A 19775-nucleotide genomic window follows, 5' to 3' on the forward strand; every position below is an offset into this window, starting at 1 on the left:
GTACGTACACGTTGTATAAAAATAAATTATGAATAGTATTCCAAGAAGAGACTTTATCAAAAAGGCAGCTATTTCGAGCTTGTCAATCAGCCTGCTCAATCTTCCGCTGACTGGCAAAGCAAGTTTCAAAAATGTGAATGGAAAACGGGTAGGAATCATTGGTTTAGATACATCGCATAGTATTGCCTTTGCCAAAGCCTTAAATGCGGCTACACCGGATGCAGCATTAAAGGGCTATCGAATTATTGCTGCCTATCCTTATGGTAGTAGAGATATTGAAAGTAGCGCCAAAAGAATAGCCGGTTATACGCAAGAGATCAGCACATTAGGAATAGAAATTGTAGATTCTATTGCTGATTTATTGAAGAAGGTTGACCACGTATTATTGGAAACTAATGATGGTCGCCTGCATCTCGAGCAAGCTATTCCCGTCATCGATGCCGGAAAAACTCTTTTTATTGATAAACCCATGGCCGCTTCCTATCGCGATGCAAAGAAAATATTCGAATACGCGAGGAAAAAGCGAATTCCGGTATTTTCCGCTTCTTCTTTGCGTTATGCCGAGCATATTAAAGAAATAACGGAAGTGAAGTCGATTGGCGATGTCACGGGCGCAGATACCTATAGCCCTGCTACCTTGGAAGCCACACATCCTGACCTGTTTTGGTATGGCATACATGGCGTGGAAACGCTTTATGCCGTGATGGGAAGGGGATGTAAATCAGTTACCAGAACTTCTACACCGGACACTGACATCGTGGTAGGTACTTGGAGCGATGGACGTTTGGGAACTTTCAGAGGGATCCGAAAGGGAAAACGTGATTTTGGGGGGACTGCTTTTGGCACAACCGGAATCCAGTTAATTGGCCCATACAAAGGTTATCAACCCTTATTGGAAGAAATCGTGCAGTTCTTTGAAACAAAACGGCCCCCTGTTCAAGAAGAAGAGACACTGGAAATATTGGCCTTTATGGAAGCTGCTGATCTAAGTAAAAGCAGGGCAGGGGCCGCCGTCTTTCTGCATGAGATTATGCAATAAAATGAAGGCAATGGTAAAACGTGACTATAAGAGATGGATACTGGTGGGACTATATCTAGGCTTCGCATTTTCGTTAAATGCGCAGGAAACAACATTGTTTAATAGCCAAAAAGAAAAGATATGGAAAAAAATTGCTCCCTATTTTAGCCCACCACAAGAGTTTAAGGATAAACAAGATTCACTTCGACCACTCAACATCTTTTACAATGGCGATAGTGTATCCACCGTGCAAGACTTCTCAAAGCGCCAACTGGAAATAAAAAAGCGCTGGGATAGTCTGATGGGAAATTGGCCGGCCTTACTCAAGAAGCAACAACTGTCAATTATCGATACCAATGAAAAAGAAAGCTACTTTGAGTGTGAAGTGAAATTTTACTGGACGCCAACGGAGGAAACAACCGGCTATTTATTGGTGCCAAAAACCAAGGGAAAGAAGCCGGCAGTTATCACCGTATTTTATGAACCGGAAACGGCTATAGGTAAAGGAAAACCAAATCGTGATTTCGCTCTGCAGTTAACAAAAAGAGGCTTTATAACGTTATCTATTGGAACTTCAGCCACTTCAGAAAGAAAAGAATTTTCCCTGTTTTATCCGAATATAAAGCATGCGCAGGTACAACCTTTATCCATGCTGGCTTACGCAGCCGCTAATGCCTATTATGCATTGGCAAACTTTCCGGAGGTTTCATCCGATAAGATAGGTATTATGGGACATTCCTTTGGTGGTAAATGGGCCATGTTCGCTTCTTGCTTGTTCGATCGTTTTGCTTGCGCCGTATGGTCAGATCCGGGAATTTTATTTCAGCATGATCGTGAATCGATCAATTATTGGGAGCCTTGGTACCTGGGTTATCATCCAAAACCATGGCGAAAACGCGGCTTGATAAGTAAGGAAAATCCGGCTTTTGGATTATATCCCTGGCTTATTAAGAATGGATATAATCTGCATGAGTTGCATGCACTTATGGTACCGAGACCTTTCTTAGTACTAGGAGGTGCCGAGGATCCGCCGGACCGATGGCACACATTAAATCGGATCATAGCACTAAACCACAGGTTTGGCTATGATAATCGTGTCGCTATGCACAATAGGCCTACACATGAGCCGAATAACGAGGCAAATGAAATTGCTTACTTGTTCTTTGAATATTTCTTGAAATAAATAAAATCTTATATGTAAACCACAAACTCACAAACTTAACCTTAAAACTTATGAGAAGAAAAAATTACGCTCTCTTTCTTAGCGTAGTATGGATGTTACTTCTTGGAGAAGAAGTAATGGCACGTACTCAGCAAACCAACAGGTTGAATAGGCAAGATTTTATTGATGTAGTCGGTAACGTAACCGCTTCCGATGGATCTCCGCTGCCCGGGGTCAGTGTCAAGGTTAAAGGTGGGGTGGCAGGTACTTCAACCGATTTAGACGGCAAATTCCAACTCAGGCGTTTGACAGGGAAGGAGACACTCCTATTTACTTTTGTAGGATATAAGCCACAAGAAGTTAGTTTGCTGGGACGGCGATCTTTACAAGTTCGTTTGGAAGAGGACTTTACCAGCTTAGAGGAGATCGTAGTGATTGGTTATGGTACGCAATCGCGGAAAGAACTTACCGGTTCCGTATCTTCTGTTAAGGCTACTGAATTGCAGAAAGTGGCATCTGCTTCTTTTACAGGCGCTATCCAAGGCAAAGTCCCCGGGGTTACGATTAGTCAAACAACGGGTGCCCCGGGTGGTGCAACTTCCGTCCGCATTCGTGGTGTTGGTACGACTGGTGGGAATGAACCTTTATACGTAATTGATGGATTCCCAGTTGGCGGTGGCGGTATGACCGTCGGTGGAAGTACCGATCGAGTTGATGGAATGTCAATCGTAAATCCAAACGATATCGAATCGATTGAGATTTTAAAAGACGCGGCGGCTGCTTCTATATATGGCGCTAGAGCAGCAAATGGAGTAATATTAATTACGACCAAAAGAGGAAAGGAAGGGGTAACGACAGCTGAACTAAATGCATATGGTGGTTTGCAGCAACTGTGGAAGAAGCCACGGTTTTTAAATGCGGAAGAATTTGCCACCTTGGCTAACGAATTATATAGTAACTCGAATATGACCCCTAATCCCGAATGGGCTAATCCTGCTTCGTTCGGTAAGGGAACCGATTGGATTGAAGAGGTGTTCCGCACTGCTCCTTTACAGAACTACGATGTGAATGTAAGTGGCGGATCTCAAAAAGTGCAGGCGGCTCTTTCTTTAGGCTATCGGGATCAACAAGGGACTTTAATCGAAACATGGAGTAAGCGATATACGGGTAGAGCCAATGTGGATGTCAATGTGAGCAATAAACTAAAATTTGGAGGAACCTTGGCTTTTGCTTATACCCATAGTAAAGGGCAGCGCAATGAAGATTTTCGGCTGGGTATCTTTAACCTTGCACAACAATTTTACCCCACACTGGGTTTAAGAGACGTCGTTAACGGTTCTTCAGCCTATTATTCTACCCAAGGTGACAACCCCATTCTCCGCGCAGAGTCGATGGAAAACTTTCTGAAAAATATGCGGATGTATGGAAATGCCTATGGAGAATATGAAATCGTCAATGGCCTGAAATGGCGGACGAGCATTGGCATTGACGCCAATAATAATAGAAGCACCACTTGGGAACCTAAAGTTGAAAGAGGTCATTATCGCAACTTACAAGCTATTTTGGGAGAAACGTATACGCAGGGATTGAATTGGTTGATAGAAAATACCTTGTCATTTAATAAGGCCTTTAATGAGCATAATATTTCAGCGGTTATTGGTCAAACGGCACAAAAAAACACGAACGACTGGATCGGTGTAACGGCTAGAGATTTCCAGAACGAGAATCTTCAGATTATCAATGGTAGTGCCGAATTAGAACGCAGAGCCAATGGCACGGGATCCGTATATTCCTTGGCCTCTTACCTGGGCCGCATTAATTATACTTACCGAAATAAATATCTCTTCTCGGCAAGTATTCGCCGGGATGGCTCTTCTAATTTTGGTCCGAATCATAAATGGGGAAACTTTCCTTCTTTCTCGGCAGGATGGAATATTTCGGAAGAAACGTTCTTTAAGCAGATCAAAGCGATCAACTCATTGAAATTAAGGGCCAGTTGGGGACAGTTAGGAAACGACGCTATTGGCGCCTTTAGCTATGCGAGTACAATCGGATTGGGAAGAGTGGGCGATAATTATGTGCTAGGTCCGGATCAAGGCTTAGCGATTGGCGCAAGTATGATCCGCCCGGGAAATCAAAACCTAAAATGGGAAACGAGTGAGCAGATTAATATCGGACTTGATGCCTCCTTTTTAAATGATCACGCGTATCTGACCGCAGAGTATTATATTAAAGATACGAAGGATATGTTGGTAAGTTTACCGGTGTCGATGGAGGCAGGTTTTGAGAGCGCACCATCCGTAAATGGTGGAAAGGTTAGGAATAAGGGATTGGAATTACTACTGGGATATAATGGTAACAGCGGCGAATTTAAATACGATGTGAGCTTCAATTTGGCAACACTGAAAAATGAAGTATTATCATTGGGGACGGGTCGTCCTATCACTGGACCAACAGTCGGTTTTACGAGTATGAGCTCATCATACACCGAAGTTGGCGAGCCTATCGGATATTTTAGAGGATATATAGTAGATGGAATCTATCAACAGGATGAGGAAGTGAATAAAGCACTGCAGCCGAATGCACAGGCAGGCGATTTTAGATTTAGAGATGTAAATGGGGATGGTGTATTGTCTGATGCGGATCGTGTCAAGCTTGGAAGTCCTTGGCCGTCGTTAACATATGGTGCAAATATGGATTTTTCTTATAAAGGATTCGATTTGAATATTTTGTTACAGGGAGTTGCAGGGAATGAGATTTTTCATGTAAACAAATTTTCGACCTACCCGATTAAATACTTTGGAGGGAGTGGTGTCATTAATGCATCGGCGGAGGTTCTAAATCGATGGACACCCGAGAATGGCGGTAATACGGTTCCAAGATTGACTTATACCGATGCCAACGGAAATTATGCCAATGTTTCTTCTTTTTACATTGAAAAAGGAGATTTTCTTCGCCTACGCAATGTGACCTTGGGTTACAGCTTGCCTAGCGGTTTATTCGCCGATGAGGGTTTGATCAAACGGATTCGCGTTTATGTGAGCGCTCAAAACCTACTAACCTTTACACAATATTCCGGCTTCGACCCGGAAATCGGTAGTACGAGTCCATTGGCTTCGGGTGTTGACGACGGGGTATATCCTATACCAAGAACGTATATGTTAGGACTAAGAGTCGGACTTTAATGAATGACATGGAGTTACATACTAAAAATAAAAAAATGAAAACAACCTATATACTCGGTTTTTTAACCTTTTTCATTTTGATGTCTTGTGGCGATAAATTTCTATCCCTATCACCAAAAGATACATTAACAGAGGAAAACTTTTACCTTAACGAATCGGATGCACAGGGCGGTTTAAATGGCGCATATGGTATGTTACAGCGAGAGGAAACCTTTAGCAATGTAAGAGATGCAGCGGATGTTGAATGGGCAATTGCAGGTGATATGTACGAGATGGATGGAAGTGCTAACCGAATCGAACTACACACCTTGGCTTTTCCCGCAACCAATACAATTCTAAGAGATATGTATATGGGAGCTTACCTTGGTGTAAGTAGAGCAAATATAGTAATTAATAAGGTTAGCGCTATGGAAAATATCGCTGAAGAGTCCAAACAACTTATCTTGGGGCAAGCAAAGTTTTTACGAGCTTTATTTTATTATCGGCTGGTTACTTATTGGGGAGGTGTACCGCTAATTACTGAAATCCTAGATGCTTCTTCTAATTTGGAAGTATCTCGTGCAAGTGCCGAAGAGGTTTGGGCATTAATTGAATCGGATCTTTTGGCGGCAAAGACCGCTTTGCCGAAGACCTGGACAGGTAATAATGTTGGAAAAGCAACAACAGGATCGGCCCTGGCTTTGCTTATTAAAGCCGCTTTGTGGCAAGAAAAGTATGAAGATGTGGTTGGCTATGGGGAAGAGCTGATACAGTTAGGTGTTCACGGCTTGGTACCCAAGTTTAGAGATGTATTCAGCGAGGAAAACGAAAATAATGAAGAGATCCTATTTTCTACGCAGTTCAGACCTTCGCAAGATAGTGAAGGGAACAATTTAGTGAAGAGAACAGCACCCCGCGGTGCGCCTTCTGAATTTACCGGAGGAGCTGCCTGGAGCAATTTTGTACCACAGCAACACTGGGTAAATACATTTGAAAAGGATGATCAAGGCAAGATAAAAGATAAACGGTATTGGGACGTAATTATCGGTCCGGGAGAACCTCATCAAAATATGCCTGCTTTTGTGATGCCAAATGAAGTGCCGACAGGTTGGTCGAAAACGGGATATATTGTAACGAAGTATTGGGAAAAACCTACTATCAACAATTCGGGGATTAACGCACCGATCATGCGTTTTTCGGAAGCTTTATTGAATTATGCCGAGGCTCTCAACGAAATTGGAAGAACGTCGGATGCCATAGTACAAATTAATAAAGTCCGCGAACGAGCCGGGTTGGACCAGCTTTCGGCTGGTCTAGGAAAGGAAGAAACCCTAGATGCAATCTTTAAAGAAAGACGGGTGGAATTTATATGGGAACCGACGGGTGGATTTTCAGATCTCAATCGAAGAGGTCGTTTCATCGACTTTATAAGGAAGGAAAGACCGAATATTAACGACTTAAATGTTGATCAGAAACCTTGGTTACATACCCGACCCATTGTATTCCCGATTCCAAGAGAAGCATGGGATCGCAATAAAGCATTAGAACAAAACCCAAATTATACATTTTGAGTTAATCAATAACGGAGAGCGAAATTATGATGAATCAATTCAACAAATCCCGCCGATCTTTCCTGAAGTCGGCCGCAATCGGAACCTCGGCTATTACCTTTGGCGGCATCTTGCCAGGCTTTTCTGCGAAGAGTTATGCGAATATCGTAGGTGCAAATGAGAAGGTCCATGTCGCGATGATGGGGGTAAATGCAAGAGGGCTGGCATTAGCAAACAATTTTTCTAGTCAACCAAATTGTGAAGTAGTTTACATCTGCGATGTTGATCGAAGGGCAGCGGCTAAGTGTATCAGTCAAGTAGCTAAAAACCAATCCCGAGAGCCGAAAAGTCAAGGAGATTTCCGAAAGGTTTTAGATCGGAAAGAGGTAGATGCGATGGTCATTGCAACACCCGATCATTGGCATGCGCCTGCTGCTATTTTAGCTTCTAAAGCAGGAAAACATGTGTATTTGGAAAAGCCATGTAGCCATAATCCATACGAGGGTGAATTATTGGTGAAAGTTGCGGAAAAGTATAAAAATGTGGTTCAGATGGGGAATCAACGCCGATCGTGGCCAAATGTAGCTGCGGGAATTTCAGACTTACATAACGGCATTATCGGAAAACCTTATTTTGCAAAACTTGGTATACCAATAATCGACCCTCGATTGGTATCGGTAAGAAAGTTGCCGTACCCGAATGGCTGAATTTTGATCTTTGGCAGGGCCCGGCACCTCGGAAAGAATATAAGGACAATATATTGCACTATAATTGGCATTGGTTTTGGCACTGGGGTACCGGAGAAGCACTAAATAATGGTACGCATATGGTTGATTTGGCGCGTTGGGGACTGAAAGTTGATTATCCAACCAAAGTGACTTCCGCTGGAGGAAGATATCGTTATCAAGACGATTGGGAAACGCCTGACACGCAAGTGATAGCCTTGGAATTTGGCGAACAAGGTACCATTACATGGGAGGGAAGGAGCTGTAATGGACGCACCATAGAAGGAGCAAGCGTGGGTGTCATTTTTTATGGTGAAAATGGTGCTTTACAAATCAATGGTGATAATGGTTATGCCGTTTATGATCTTCAGAATAAGTTAGTAAAGGAAGTAAAAAACAGCAAGGAAATCGATACGAGAAATCTTACAAATCCTTCGCAGGCTCTCGATGCACTGCACATTCAGAATTTTTTTGATGCAATAAAGAAGGGAACGGATTTAAATGCAGATATAGTAAGTGGACACAAAAGTACCCTGCTGGTGCAACTGGGAAATATCGCGCAGCGTGCAGGTGGCCTGTTAAAAACGGACCCTACCAATGGGCATATTTTAGCGAATGAAGAAGCGCTTCAATTCTGGAAACGAAGCTATGAAGCAGGCTGGGAGCCTACGCTGGATTAAATATTTAAGGACCGGCAGATATATTGCCTATTGCAGAAAGATTATAAAGACAAACAATGAAAACAGTAACTGTAAGTACGTTGACCAAGAAAGATACCACGATTTCCATTCTGATTATTGGTTTAATGTTTTTTATATTTGGTTTCGTTTCCTGGGTAAATGCGATCCTTATTCCTTATTTTAAGATTGCCTGCGAGCTTACGCATTTTCAATCATATTTAGTAGCCTTCGCGTTTTACATCGCCTATTTTGTCATGTCGGTACCCGCTTCCTATTTATTGAAAGCCCTGGGTTTCAAAAAAGGCATGATGGTCGGCTTTTTTGCGATGGCTTTGGGAGCGCTGATATTTGTGCCTGCAGCCCTCAGTAGAACCTATGGCATCTTCTTGTTAGGCTTATTTACGATCGGTATCGGCCTGGCCATTTTGCAAACGGCAGCGAATCCTTACATCACGATCTTGGGGCCAAAAGAACGGGCCGCTCAACGCATCAGTATCATGGGGATTTGTAACAAAGGCGCCGGAATATTAGCGCCGATTTTATTTGCTGCCGTTATTTTGAAACCAACAGATCAGGCCTTATTTGAACAGTTAACACATATGGGAGTTGCCGAACGAGCGCAAGAGCTGGATGAGCTGATACGAAGGGTTATTGCCCCGTACACGGTTCTTGGAATAACGCTTGTTTTAATTGGTTTGGGCGTGCGGTACTCGCCACTTCCTGAAATCAATACGGAAGAAGAGGATGAGCAGGTAGCAGCGGCGAATAGTGATAAACATAGCATTTTTCAATTTCCGCATCTAATTTTGGGCGCTGTGGCTATATTTATCCATGTCGGCACGCAGGTAATTGCAATAGATACGATCATTAATTATGCAGGCTCTATGGATATTCCCTTGTTGGAGGCGAAAGTTTTCCCATCTTATACCTTATTTGTCACCATCTGTGGTTATTGCTTAGGCATTATCTGTATTCCCCGGTGGATCAGCCAGGTGAATGCATTACGCATTTGCACCCTTCTTGGAGCTGCCTTAACACTCTTAATAATTTTTGCTCGGGGAAATGTGTCTATATTAGGCCATCATACCGACATATCGATATGGTTTGTCGTGCTATTAGGCTTCGGCAATTCCTTGATATGGGCCGGGATATGGCCATTGGCACTCGATGGATTAGGGCGATTCACTAAATTAGGCGGTTCTTTATTGATTATGGGCCTCTGTGGTAACGCTATTTTGCCCTTAGCTTACGGTTATTTTGCCGATGCTTTTAATCTTCGAATGGCTTATTGGGTCTTATTTCCTTGTTATTTATATCTTATTTATTACGCAGCATATGGACATAAAATTAGAAAGTGGTTTTAACTTAAAGGCCGGTGTATCGGCATAATTTTATATGACAGAAAAAACAATAAAAATTTATAGTGCAAAATTGATTAGCCCGCAACGAGTGATAGACCAAGCGATTGTGCTTATTAAAAATGGGAAAATTGCGGATATATTGGAGGAAGATATAGAAATACCGAATGCGATTCATATAGATGCAAAAGGCAAATATCTTTCGCCAGGGTTTATCGACTTGCATATTCATGGTGGTGGTGGTGCAGATTTTATGGACGGTGAAGTAGAAGCCTTTCTCAAAGTAGCAGAAACGCACGTGAAATTTGGTACGACGGCGATGGTTGCGACAAGCTTGACAAGTGATAAGGCAAATCTCCTGAATACATTGAAGGTTTATGAAGAAGCACATCTCAAAAATAAACGTGGTGCGGCATTTTTAGGTTTACATATTGAAGGCCCTTATTTTTCGATGAATCAGCGGGGAGCCCAAGATCCGCGGTACATTCGAGATCCTGATCCCGATGAGTATCGCGAAATTGTGCAATCATCTAATGCGATCGTCCGCTGGAGTGCCGCACCTGAAAGAAAAGGAGCCATCGAATTCGGCCGTTATCTTCGGCAACATAATATTATTCCATCGGTTGCCCATACAGATGCGATTTATGAAGAGGTAGTGGAAGCCTTTGAAAATGGATACACCTTGGCGACCCATCTATACTCTGCAATGTCAAGTGTGACACGGAAGAATGCCTTTCGCTATGCAGGTGTAATAGAAGCTGCCTTTCTGATTGATGAAATGGATGTCGAGATCATCGCCGACGGTGTACATCTTCCCGCACCTTTGTTGAAATTAGTTTACAAGATTAAGGGTCCCGACAGGATTGCTTTGATCACGGATGCAATGCGTGGAGCTGCTATGCCTCCCGGCCCTAGTATTTTAGGTAGTAAAGAAAATGGTTTAGCGGTTATTGTTGAAGATGATGTGGCTAAGTTGCCGGATAGAAGTTCATTCGCAGGTAGCGTCGCAACTGCTGATCGTTTACTCCGAACCATGGTGAACGTAGCGGAGGTACCTTTAGTGGAAGCGGTAAAAATGTTAAGCTATACACCTGCACGCATTATGAATGTGTTGGATCGAAAGGGGTCGATCAGCGTAGGGAAAGATGCAGACCTGGTAATTTTTGATGCCGATTTTAATATTCATTATACCCTTGTTAACGGCGTGGTTCTTTACGAAAGAACCTAATCTATCTTGTTTAACAAAAAGGCGATCAAAGATTGCCTTTTTGCCATTCTTCAACAGCATAATTAGCGGCACGTGCGGTAAGCGCCATATAAGTCAATGATGGATTTTGATTGCCTGTGGAAGTCATACAGGCACCGTCCGTAACGAATACGTTTTTGCAATGATGTAATTGATTCCATTTATTTAACAAGGATGTGTCCGGGTCGTTCCCCATGCGTACACCTCCCATTTCATGCACTTCAAGTCCCGGATTGCGATTACCAACCTCTTTTTGGTCTGCTGTCTTTATATTTTTACAGCCAGCTTTTTCTAACATAGCAGCACCCTCTCGCAGAAAGTCGCGCATCAACTTTTCATCATTTTCTGTATAATCAATGGAAGTGATTAACAATGGTACACCCCACTGATCTTTCGTTGTTGTACTTAATCGAATATGATTGTCGTAAATCGGCACCGTTTCTCCCTGCATCATCATAGATATCGTCCATTGGCCAGCTTCGGTGAGGCTATCTTTTAAGTGCTGACCAATCCCATTTGCCGACTTATTCCAACTTGATCGACTGGCATTGAAGGCAATCATATAGCCTCTTAAAAAATCAGTTTCCTGTTGGTAAACGTTTCTAAAAGAGGGCATAAAAACCTGTGTTGGCCTTCTACCATAATAATAACGGTCTTCAAAGCCCTCCATCGTCGCCGTTATTCTTCCTCGGTAGTTATGGAAGGCGATATACCTACCCATGAGACTATTAAGATTTCCTAAACCTTTCGGGAATTTACTTGATTTGGAATTCAATAAAATAAGATTGCTGTTCAAGGTAGATCCATTCACAAATATTATATGGGCATTATAGATCGTTTCCTTCTTCGTAATCGTATCAACGGTTCTTACGCCGGTAGCTCTTCCCAACTTTTCGTCGTAAATAATGGAATGGACAACGGTATTTGGCTGGATGGTCAAATTTCCCGTTTTCTCAGCCCAGGGAAGGGTAGAGGCATTGGAGCTGAAATAGGCACCGAATGGACACCCCCTTTGACAAAGTGATCGGGCCATACAGGTTGCTCTTCCCTGTCGTAGATGGATGTCTTCCGGTTTTGTAATATGGGCACATCGTCCTATAATTACGGGTCGATCCGGAAATTCTTGTTTAATTTTATCCTTAATATGCAGTTCCACTGCATTCATTTCGAAAGGCGGAAGGACCTCGCTGTCAGGCAAGTTCTCCAAGCCGTCTCTATTGCCCGAAACGCCAATAAATTTTTCGACATAACTGTACCAAGGCGCAAGGTCAGCGTACCGAATAGGCCAATCCGTTGCAAAACCATCCCGTTTGGGCGCCTCAAATTCGTAATCGCTCCAGCGCTGCGTTTGCCTTGCCCATAACAAAGATTTACCGCCCACCTGATAACCTCTAATCCAATCAAATGGCTTTTCTTGAATGTAAGGGTGGAGGTCGTCACGAATGTAAAAATGTTCGGTCGACTCATCAAAAGCATAATGTTTGCTGATAATCGGATTATCTTCAACCATTTGTCGCGTCTTGTTATTATGGTGCTTAAATTGCCACGGATCCAGCATAGCCGTTGGATAATCCTTTACGTGTTTAACCATCCGCCCCCTTTCTATTACCAATGTCTTTAGTCCTTTTTCACAAAGTTCCTTGGCTGCCCAGCCTCCGCTTATACCGGAGCCTATTACGATGGCATCGAATGTGTATTCTCCTGTATCCATACGTGTATCCATGTTAATGGTTCACTCTCTCCTTTTTAATATCGTCTTTGCTTATTTGCTTTCCTTTAGACGCAAACTTCTTTCGTACATAACTTAATACAATCGCTAAATCCTTGTCATTAAGAAAGGAAAAGCTCGGCATTTCATTTTTTCCGTGTAATATCAAGCGAATGAATTCGGCTGTTTCTCCTTCAACTACTTTGTTATGCAGAAGCGAAGGGTAGGTCCCCGTAAGACCACGACCATTGGGTTTATGGCATGAGGCGCAGTAATTCGTATAGAGTATTTCTCCCTCACTTCGCATCTCTTTAGTATTACTTGCGATTTTTGCTTTTAATACAAGGTTGGCAGTTGATATGCTTTTGTCTACTTTCTTGATTTGTAAAATGCGATCATCATTTTCTTCTGCAAATCCATTGGGATTCCAATCACGATTACTGGTGGCCATATACACTGTTCCGTCAGGGGACGCGTATACGGCGCGGATGCGACCGAAGGTGCGTTCAAAAAAATGATAAACCGTATCGGCCTTCGTCCCTTCTTTGTTTAACGGAAGCGCATATAGGCTATTACCCTTAGGGTTGCCAATAGCAATGTATTTTTCCATTCGGGAATTTCAGCTGATGCGTAATAAGCTAAACCTGCGGGTGCGATGGTCGGTGTCCAAGCATGTAAGGGCGGTGCTAATATAGAATCCTGGGCAAATAATCGTTCTTCTTGGCTGTCGACGTATCCGGCTATTTTAGGCCAGCCATAGTTGCCACCCCTTTGGATAATATTGACCTCATCGTCTGTGGCATCACCATGGTCGGAATTATATAAGATCCCCTTGGGACTAAAAACAAGTCCCTGTGGGTTTCGTAAACCCCAAGCCCATACTGCGTTGTTTGGAAACGGGTTATCTGAAGGAATGCTTCCATCTATATTAAAGCGCAGTATCTTCCCATTTGGAGAGGCTAAATTTTGCGCATTCTCATTTTGTGCGCCGTCGCCCGTGGCTATGATCAATTTACCGTCCGGAGCTATAGCTACTCGGGCCCCAAAATGGCCTTTCCATGCCGGATATTCCAATATCGTTAAGGGGTGAACCAATGTATCTGTTTCATAGGTGTAGCGAACCACCCTTGAAACATGAACTTGATCACTTTTACGCGCAGAATAGGCAATAAAAACATAAGGAGTTTCGGACATATTTGGATGTGTTACCATTCCCAATAATCCAGCGGTCCGTTCACGGTAAAGGTTCGGTAGCGTAAGAAGTGTTTTGATATGACCTGATTTAGCATCTATCTTGCTAACTTTTCCTGATTGCTCTGTAAACCAAATTTCATCGTCGGGTCCGCTGGTAATTTCCCACGGTACATCTAAGTGACTCGCTACAATATTTACACTTACATAGGTTGAATCCAGCAGGAAAATAGGTGCTTCTTCCTCTTGTTTATCTGTATGCTTACAGGTAAAAAAAAGAAATATACCGTAAATAATGAGTAGCCACGCAATGCATTTTTTTTCATCTTATCTGTTCATAATTTAAATTTCGATAGCTTTTTGCCAGGAATGCGCAATTAGCCAGGCACCTGCTACCGTCGGATGAACACCATCCCATGACCAATGATTATCAGGAGCAATCTTACGCGCCTCATTAAATATCGCTTGATAGGGTATAAAAGCAGCCTTAAATTGTTGTGCTAATTCTTTGACAATTGATTGGTAGCTGGCAAACTCAGGATGCAGTGCCTCATACGGACTTCCTTTGAAGCCAGGCTGATACCATGGCTCGCCGATAATTAACTTGACTTGCGGTAAGCGGGCTTTAGTTGCTTTCAAAAGTTGCTCATAGGATTGGCGGAAGTCGCGAGTGGTTCCTTGGTAGCCTTTGGTTTTTGTATGCCAGAAATCATTAACACCAACCAATATGCTTAATACGTTTGGTTTTAATTTTAGGCAGTCTTCTTCCCACCTTTCAGCTAACTGATACACCTTATTGCCACTTATACCGCGGTTGTAAAAGACCATTGGTTTATCAGGATGATCAAATTGAAGTTGAGAAGTAACCAAGAATGCATATCCCGAACCGAGTGCCAGGGGATTATTCATCGAATGATCATTTCTTTTTCTTCCGGCATCGGTAATCGAATCTCCCTGAAAAAGTATGATATCATCTCTTTGAAGCTGAATGCTGGAGGAATTATCGATTAATTGGTTAGCTTTGCATAAGGCATCGGCTATCGGCAGTGTCGTAAGTAAACTAAGTGATGCTTTCTTTAGGAATGAACGTCGGGAAGCTGTAATTTCTTTTTTCATGATCGCGATGGTTGATGAGTATAAACTTAAAGATGATAGGGTTTCCTATAAGCGTAGTGCAGGTATTTATTCGCTTCTTCGTGATTCGTGAAGACTTCCTTTTGCGGATCCCAGGTTAATTGTTGCTTCTTTTCCAATGCGATATTAGCCAAATGTGCAAATACCGTAGAGTAATGCCCTTCCTGTAGTGGACAACAAGGCTCCTTTCTTGTTTGTACACTATGTAGAAAATCGCTTACCATGTTTTCGGTAATATCTAATGAATACCCTTTCGGAAGATTTGCTTGTGTTAAGTCAAATGACTCATCTTCTAGGTAATGATCCCATTTCTGAAATTGTCCTTCGGTAGTATGGTAAATTCGATAACCCCGATCACTAACGTACATCGTTCCATTCGTACCTCTGAATTCCAGTTCGCCATAAGGAAAAGGTTTGCCACTTGATCCTTCGTAAATACCTAAGACAGCTAATGTGCCTTTTGATAACTCAAAGCAGATTTGCATGGTATCCGGAATGGTACGGTCGTCATCAACAACAAAATTACCTCCCATGGCTGAGACGGCGATGGGGGCGGTTTCCCCTAACATCCAACGCATCAAGTCTGCATAATGCACACCCCAATTGGCCATTTGACTCGAATAGTCGCTCCACCACCTAAATTTATAGGGTGCAATATTATATTGGTAGGGCCGATAGGCCCGGGGACCAAGCCATAAATCCCAGTCAAAATCGGATGGTGGGATTTCCGGTTTTTGCTTCCCGATGCCTCGGGGGAATAAATTATTAAAGGTGTAGGAACGTGTTAAGGTAATTTTTCCCAAGCGACCCGATTGCACAATCTCAGCCGCTTTTTGATGTACGATAGAGGCTCTCCGATGCAGACCAACACTGACAATACGATCGCTCTGCCTTTGGGCCTCCAGCATTTTCTGTCCTTCATAAACCGTCATACCTAAGGGCTTTTCAATATAAACATCTTTTCCTGCTTTGATCGCGTCGATGGTTTGCAGGGCATGCCAATGATCCGGTGTAGCAATACATACAGCATCCACATTTTTGTCTGCCAATAGATCCTTATAATTTTTATAGCGTTTCACCTGCATAGGGAATTGTTCGCCCATTTGCGGTATTCTTGCCCCATTCTCTTCTTTAAATCGCTGATTAACTCGACTATCATCTCGGGTTAAGTAGGGTTCATAAATATCGCACAGGGCTACAACTTCACAATTTGCTTGCTTCATAAAGCTACGCAGTAATTGTGTCCCTCTATTTCCAACGCCAATAAAGCCCATTTTTACTTTTTTGGTATTAGCCAGCGAGGGGATTGATAGATTCATCAACCCGGCTACGGTTGCTAAGGTAGCTGTGTCTTTTAGGAAAGATCTTCTGGATGTTTGCTTTTCCATATGTCAAGTTGTTATTTGAACGTTTAATGAGATGTATACATAAAGCGTGCGTTTAAAGCAGAGAACTATAATGTTCAGCGCTTTCAAAAATACCACCACTTGTTGCATAGAAATCTTCATTTAAATAAAACACGCCCTGCTTGATTTTCGTCCAGTTCGCGTTATTCTTAGGATGATAAGTGCACATCTTTTCCCAATTAATATAATTCACATCACCATTGGTCTCGATCAGCCCCATGCCGATATCAGGGAAAGGAAGCACCCTACACGCTAGATTTTTATGCCAGTCTACCAGAATAGGATTAACCGTTAAATCAGAACAAGCACAGGGGATTCCTTTTTCCCAAGCAGCTTTTGCGATTTTTATCGACATGCTAAGCGTTTTTGCAATTCCTTTTAGTATAATAGCCCGATATCCTTTCTGTATAGCAACAATTGCCCCCTGTTCATCATGAACGCTTTCGTCAGCACCAATCCGTATGGGCACATCGGAAATGTCTTCTTCATTTGATTCCATAAGCGGTTCTTCGTACAATAATATTTGCTTGGCAGCGCCAATAGATTCAGCATGTTGCAAATACTTTAAAAACGTTTCTTTTTTTTCGTATCGTCCATTGGCATCCATGGTATAAAGTACTTTACCGTCCTTGGTATGGGGAGTTCGATAAGCTTGAAGTGCCTGATGAATTTGTGTTAACCGTTCTTGATCATGTTGTAACATCGTTTGTTGATCGCCTGGATAACCGGTTTTGATTTTGAAAACAAAATAACCCGATTGGGCGGCTTCTTTAATCTGTTCCAAGGGCATACCATAAGGAATTTGGAACATGACTGCCAGCCGATCACTTTTACTGGATAGTGCCGACTGATACGGTGCCGGAATAAGCGCATCGAAAGTTTCTAGACCATGTTCGGCAGCAAATAATAGCCAAGCTGCATGGTCAATGCCCACATAAGAGTTTAGTATAAAATTAATATGCAGATCGGCTTTGTTCGTGATGGATTTTCCATTTGAAATCAAATCAGGGAATATTTTCTCCTGTAAAGAAATGGGATGAGTAAAAGGCGTTTCCTTAATCAGATTTAAAGTGCTATTAGTCAATGCATACATCAAAGCATTACCTTTTGTTTCGCCATACTTAACAAATAAATCGGCGTCTCCATATAAAATACTTTGATTAGACAGGCCGATACTTTCTAAACTGGAAGAAGCTCTTAGTTTGGTGACAATTTGCCATAATTCGGTGAGGTAAGCCCCCTTAAAGCCAAAGGGACGAATCAGCTTCTCAATTTCAAAAGCACTATCGGTTTCAATAATTTGTATCGTTCTATCTTTTTCCATTTGACAAATCTTTAATTAAGAAATCTTGGAGAAATGTGTGATCCACTAAATCCGGATAGGCATTAAAAATGCGATCAATTTCTTCCATTTGTCCGGCTGAAAGGTCTTCTTCAGGATCCAAGCACCAACGACCGGGTAAAAGGCCCTGTCTTCGTAGTACTTCGTGTATTCCCGGGATACAACCTTTAAATTGATGGGCTGAATCGAATATTACCGCATTCATGTCTGTTACTTGCACACCTTTGGTAAGTAATGCCTGAACACCGGTAAAGTTGGTTCGTTTACACGTTTTTATTTCTTCCAGTAGAGCCACCGCTTTGCTTGTAAAAACGGCCCAGTGTCCCAGCAATCCGCCAACAAATTCTTTGGTAACTAGCTTGCCATTGATGGGAAAAGCGTAGGTGGTTAATAAATCGGCGACAATATTATCGTCGTTACCCGTGTATAACGCAATGTCATCTTTACGGCTTGAATGACATAGCGCGCGCACGACATCCAGGGTTTGATAACGATTGAATGGGGCAACCTTAATGGCCTCGAGATGCTTTATTTCGGCAAATTTTGCCCAAAAATCATAGCTAAATATGCGGCCACCCACGCTTGGTTGCAAATAAAAGCCGATAATAGGAATTATTTCCGCCACCTCTTTTGCATGCAACAGGATTTGATCTTCACTCCATTCGTTTAGTCCGCCAAGACTCAATAAGCCTAAATCGTAACCATATTGATTGGCTAACTGCGCTTCTTTAATGGCCTGTTCGGTGCGGCCACAGATCCCGGCAATTTTTAAAAAAGGATAAGGGGGACGATTACGCTCAATTTCGTCCGCAGCAATAGCTAGCACTTTTTCATATAAATTGACATGGGGTGATCGTATTGCAAATTGCGTGCTATGGACGCCTATGGCTATTCCACCTGCGCCGGATGCTATATAATAGCGCGTCAATTGACGTTGATAGAATTCATTTAGAGTCCTATCGGCGTTCAGCGCTAGTGGATGCGCAGGAATAACGGTACCCGTTTGTAAAAGCGATTTCTTCTCAGCTGATAAATATTGAAAGCTCATGTGATAATGTTGTTTGGTCTTAAAATCGGCCTTGTCTTTCTTGAAAATGCGTCGGCTTTTCGATGGTTTTTCCGCCATGATTTAACCAATTAGCGGTGATCTCGATCATTTGCCTTAAGGTTACTTTCGGATAACCGAATAACTGATGGGCCGCTGATGCATTGCTAAGAAGGGCAGTTGGCTGAGTTTCGTTAATAAAACGGGGAGTTTTGTTTAATAAATTACCGAATTGGTTCGCTAACCATTGAATAGAAACAGTTTCCGGCCCCGTGACGTTTAAAATTTTAGCGGGTACGGTACAGTGGAGCAAAGATCTCAACGCAATCTCATTGGCATCTCCTTGCCAGATGACATTTACATTCCCCATACGAAGATCAATAGGTTTGTCTTCCATCACTGCTTTGGCAATTTCCAGTAGAACACCGTATCGTAAATCAATAGCATAATTGAGGCGATAAATCAAGGTGGGAATTTGATATTTCTCAGCAAAGAATTGGAAGATCCGCTCCCGTCCGAGGCACGATTGTCCATATTCCCCAATAGGTTCCGGACTTTGCTCTTCTGAGCATCCTCCTGCAGTTACCAATGATAAGGGGTAGACATTTCCGGTAGAGAATATAACCATACGCGAATTTTTGAAGCGCTCGGCTATTCTACCTGGTAAATAGGTGTTCATGATCCAGGTAAACGGTTCTTTGCCCGTCGTTCCGAATTTCTGTCCTACGAGGTAAATAATATGCTCAACGTCCGGAAGTGACTGTAAGTGATCTTCGTTTAAGAGGTCCGCCGTAATGGTTTCGACGCCGCTTGCTTGAAGCAAATCCCTGCTTTCCCCATCTGAAAATCGGGATACTGCAATCACTCGTCGGTCTTTACCGGCAAGTTTGGAGGCTACATGCGCCGCTTTTGCCATACTTGGTCCCATTTTTCCACCAGCACCCAAGATCATAATGTCACCATCTATTTGAGACATATCTGCGATTAAGGAAGCTGAAGGCTCGTATAGCTTTTGTTCTAATAATTCTAAATTCTGCATCATCATT

16 protein-coding genes are annotated in these 19775 nt (G+C 42.6%); 8 read left to right on the forward strand and 8 right to left on the reverse strand.

The genetic code is table 11. From position 1 onward, the window contains the following. Positions 1 to 28 precede the first annotated feature (28 nt). The 8 genes from QT327_RS09725 to nagA are packed head-to-tail and all read left to right on the forward strand — an operon-like array spanning position 29 to position 10885. A complete protein-coding gene (locus QT327_RS09725) occupies positions 29 to 1039 on the forward strand; it encodes a Gfo/Idh/MocA family protein (RefSeq protein WP_130857598.1) in 1011 nt (336 codons plus the stop codon). Positions 1040 to 1049: 10 nt separating this feature from the next. Next, a complete protein-coding gene (locus QT327_RS09730; protein ID WP_130857597.1) occupies positions 1050 to 2201 on the forward strand; it encodes an alpha/beta hydrolase family protein in 1152 nt (383 codons plus the stop codon). Between the two features lie 50 nt (positions 2202 to 2251). Beyond that, complete coding sequence (locus QT327_RS09735; protein ID WP_130857596.1) at positions 2252 to 5365, forward strand: SusC/RagA family TonB-linked outer membrane protein; 3114 nt, start codon at positions 2252 to 2254, stop codon at positions 5363 to 5365. Between the two features lie 35 nt (positions 5366 to 5400). Next, positions 5401 to 6915: a RagB/SusD family nutrient uptake outer membrane protein gene (locus tag QT327_RS09740; RefSeq protein WP_289552715.1), complete on the forward strand. Its 1515-nt coding sequence runs from the start codon at positions 5401 to 5403 to the stop codon at positions 6913 to 6915. A gap of 26 nt (positions 6916 to 6941) precedes the next feature. After that, positions 6942 to 7601, forward strand: coding sequence for a Gfo/Idh/MocA family protein (locus QT327_RS09745; protein ID WP_289552716.1), 660 nt, complete (start codon positions 6942 to 6944; stop codon positions 7599 to 7601). Further along, on the forward strand, positions 7598 to 8299 hold the full coding sequence (locus tag QT327_RS09750) for a Gfo/Idh/MocA family oxidoreductase (protein WP_289554421.1): 702 nt from the start codon (positions 7598 to 7600) through the stop codon (positions 8297 to 8299). Before QT327_RS09745 ends, QT327_RS09750 begins: the two co-directional genes overlap by 4 nt. 56 nt (positions 8300 to 8355) lie before the next feature. Then, the gene (locus tag QT327_RS09755; RefSeq protein WP_013666113.1) at positions 8356 to 9663 is read left to right on the forward strand and encodes a sugar MFS transporter; all 1308 of its coding nucleotides are present in this window, start codon (positions 8356 to 8358) and stop codon (positions 9661 to 9663) included. A 31-nt stretch (positions 9664 to 9694) separates the two neighbouring features. Then, on the forward strand, positions 9695 to 10885 hold the full coding sequence (gene nagA, locus QT327_RS09760; protein ID WP_130857593.1) for an N-acetylglucosamine-6-phosphate deacetylase: 1191 nt from the start codon (positions 9695 to 9697) through the stop codon (positions 10883 to 10885). A 25-nt stretch (positions 10886 to 10910) separates the two neighbouring features. On the opposite strand, the gene QT327_RS09765 is transcribed toward nagA, so the two are convergent. From QT327_RS09765 to QT327_RS09800, 8 genes are read right to left on the reverse strand one after another with little or no spacing between them, the layout of a single operon-like run. Beyond that, positions 10911 to 12614, reverse strand: a complete 1704-nt coding sequence (locus tag QT327_RS09765) for a GMC oxidoreductase (protein ID WP_130857695.1) — start codon at positions 12612 to 12614, stop codon at positions 10911 to 10913. 13 nt (positions 12615 to 12627) lie between these two features. Continuing rightward, the gene (locus tag QT327_RS09770) at positions 12628 to 13221 is read right to left on the reverse strand and encodes a c-type cytochrome (RefSeq protein WP_289552717.1); all 594 of its coding nucleotides are present in this window, start codon (positions 13219 to 13221) and stop codon (positions 12628 to 12630) included. After that, positions 13161 to 14114, reverse strand: coding sequence for a PQQ-dependent sugar dehydrogenase (locus tag QT327_RS09775; protein WP_354004814.1), 954 nt, complete (start codon positions 14112 to 14114; stop codon positions 13161 to 13163). The genes QT327_RS09770 and QT327_RS09775 overlap by 61 nt, the downstream gene beginning before the upstream one ends. A 30-nt stretch (positions 14115 to 14144) precedes the next feature. Next, positions 14145 to 14918 (reverse strand): SGNH/GDSL hydrolase family protein, encoded by a 774-nt coding sequence (locus QT327_RS09780; RefSeq protein WP_130857591.1) that lies wholly within the window; start codon positions 14916 to 14918, stop codon positions 14145 to 14147. Between the two features lie 26 nt (positions 14919 to 14944). Continuing rightward, positions 14945 to 16324, reverse strand: a complete 1380-nt coding sequence (locus QT327_RS09785; RefSeq protein WP_130857590.1) for a Gfo/Idh/MocA family protein — start codon at positions 16322 to 16324, stop codon at positions 14945 to 14947. 52 nt (positions 16325 to 16376) lie between these two features. Continuing rightward, positions 16377 to 17666: an enolase C-terminal domain-like protein gene (locus QT327_RS09790; RefSeq protein ID WP_130857589.1), complete on the reverse strand. Its 1290-nt coding sequence runs from the start codon at positions 17664 to 17666 to the stop codon at positions 16377 to 16379. After that, complete coding sequence (locus QT327_RS09795) at positions 17653 to 18810, reverse strand: dihydrodipicolinate synthase family protein (protein ID WP_289552718.1); 1158 nt, start codon at positions 18808 to 18810, stop codon at positions 17653 to 17655. The genes QT327_RS09790 and QT327_RS09795 overlap by 14 nt, the downstream gene beginning before the upstream one ends. Further along, a complete protein-coding gene (locus QT327_RS09800; protein WP_242627351.1) occupies positions 18752 to 19774 on the reverse strand; it encodes an NAD-dependent epimerase/dehydratase family protein in 1023 nt (340 codons plus the stop codon). Before QT327_RS09800 ends, QT327_RS09795 begins: the two co-directional genes overlap by 59 nt. Position 19775 lies beyond the last annotated feature (1 nt).

The organism is Olivibacter sp. 47, assembly GCF_030372825.1.
GTDB classification, from domain to species: Bacteria; Bacteroidota; Bacteroidia; order Sphingobacteriales; family Sphingobacteriaceae; genus Olivibacter; species Olivibacter oleidegradans.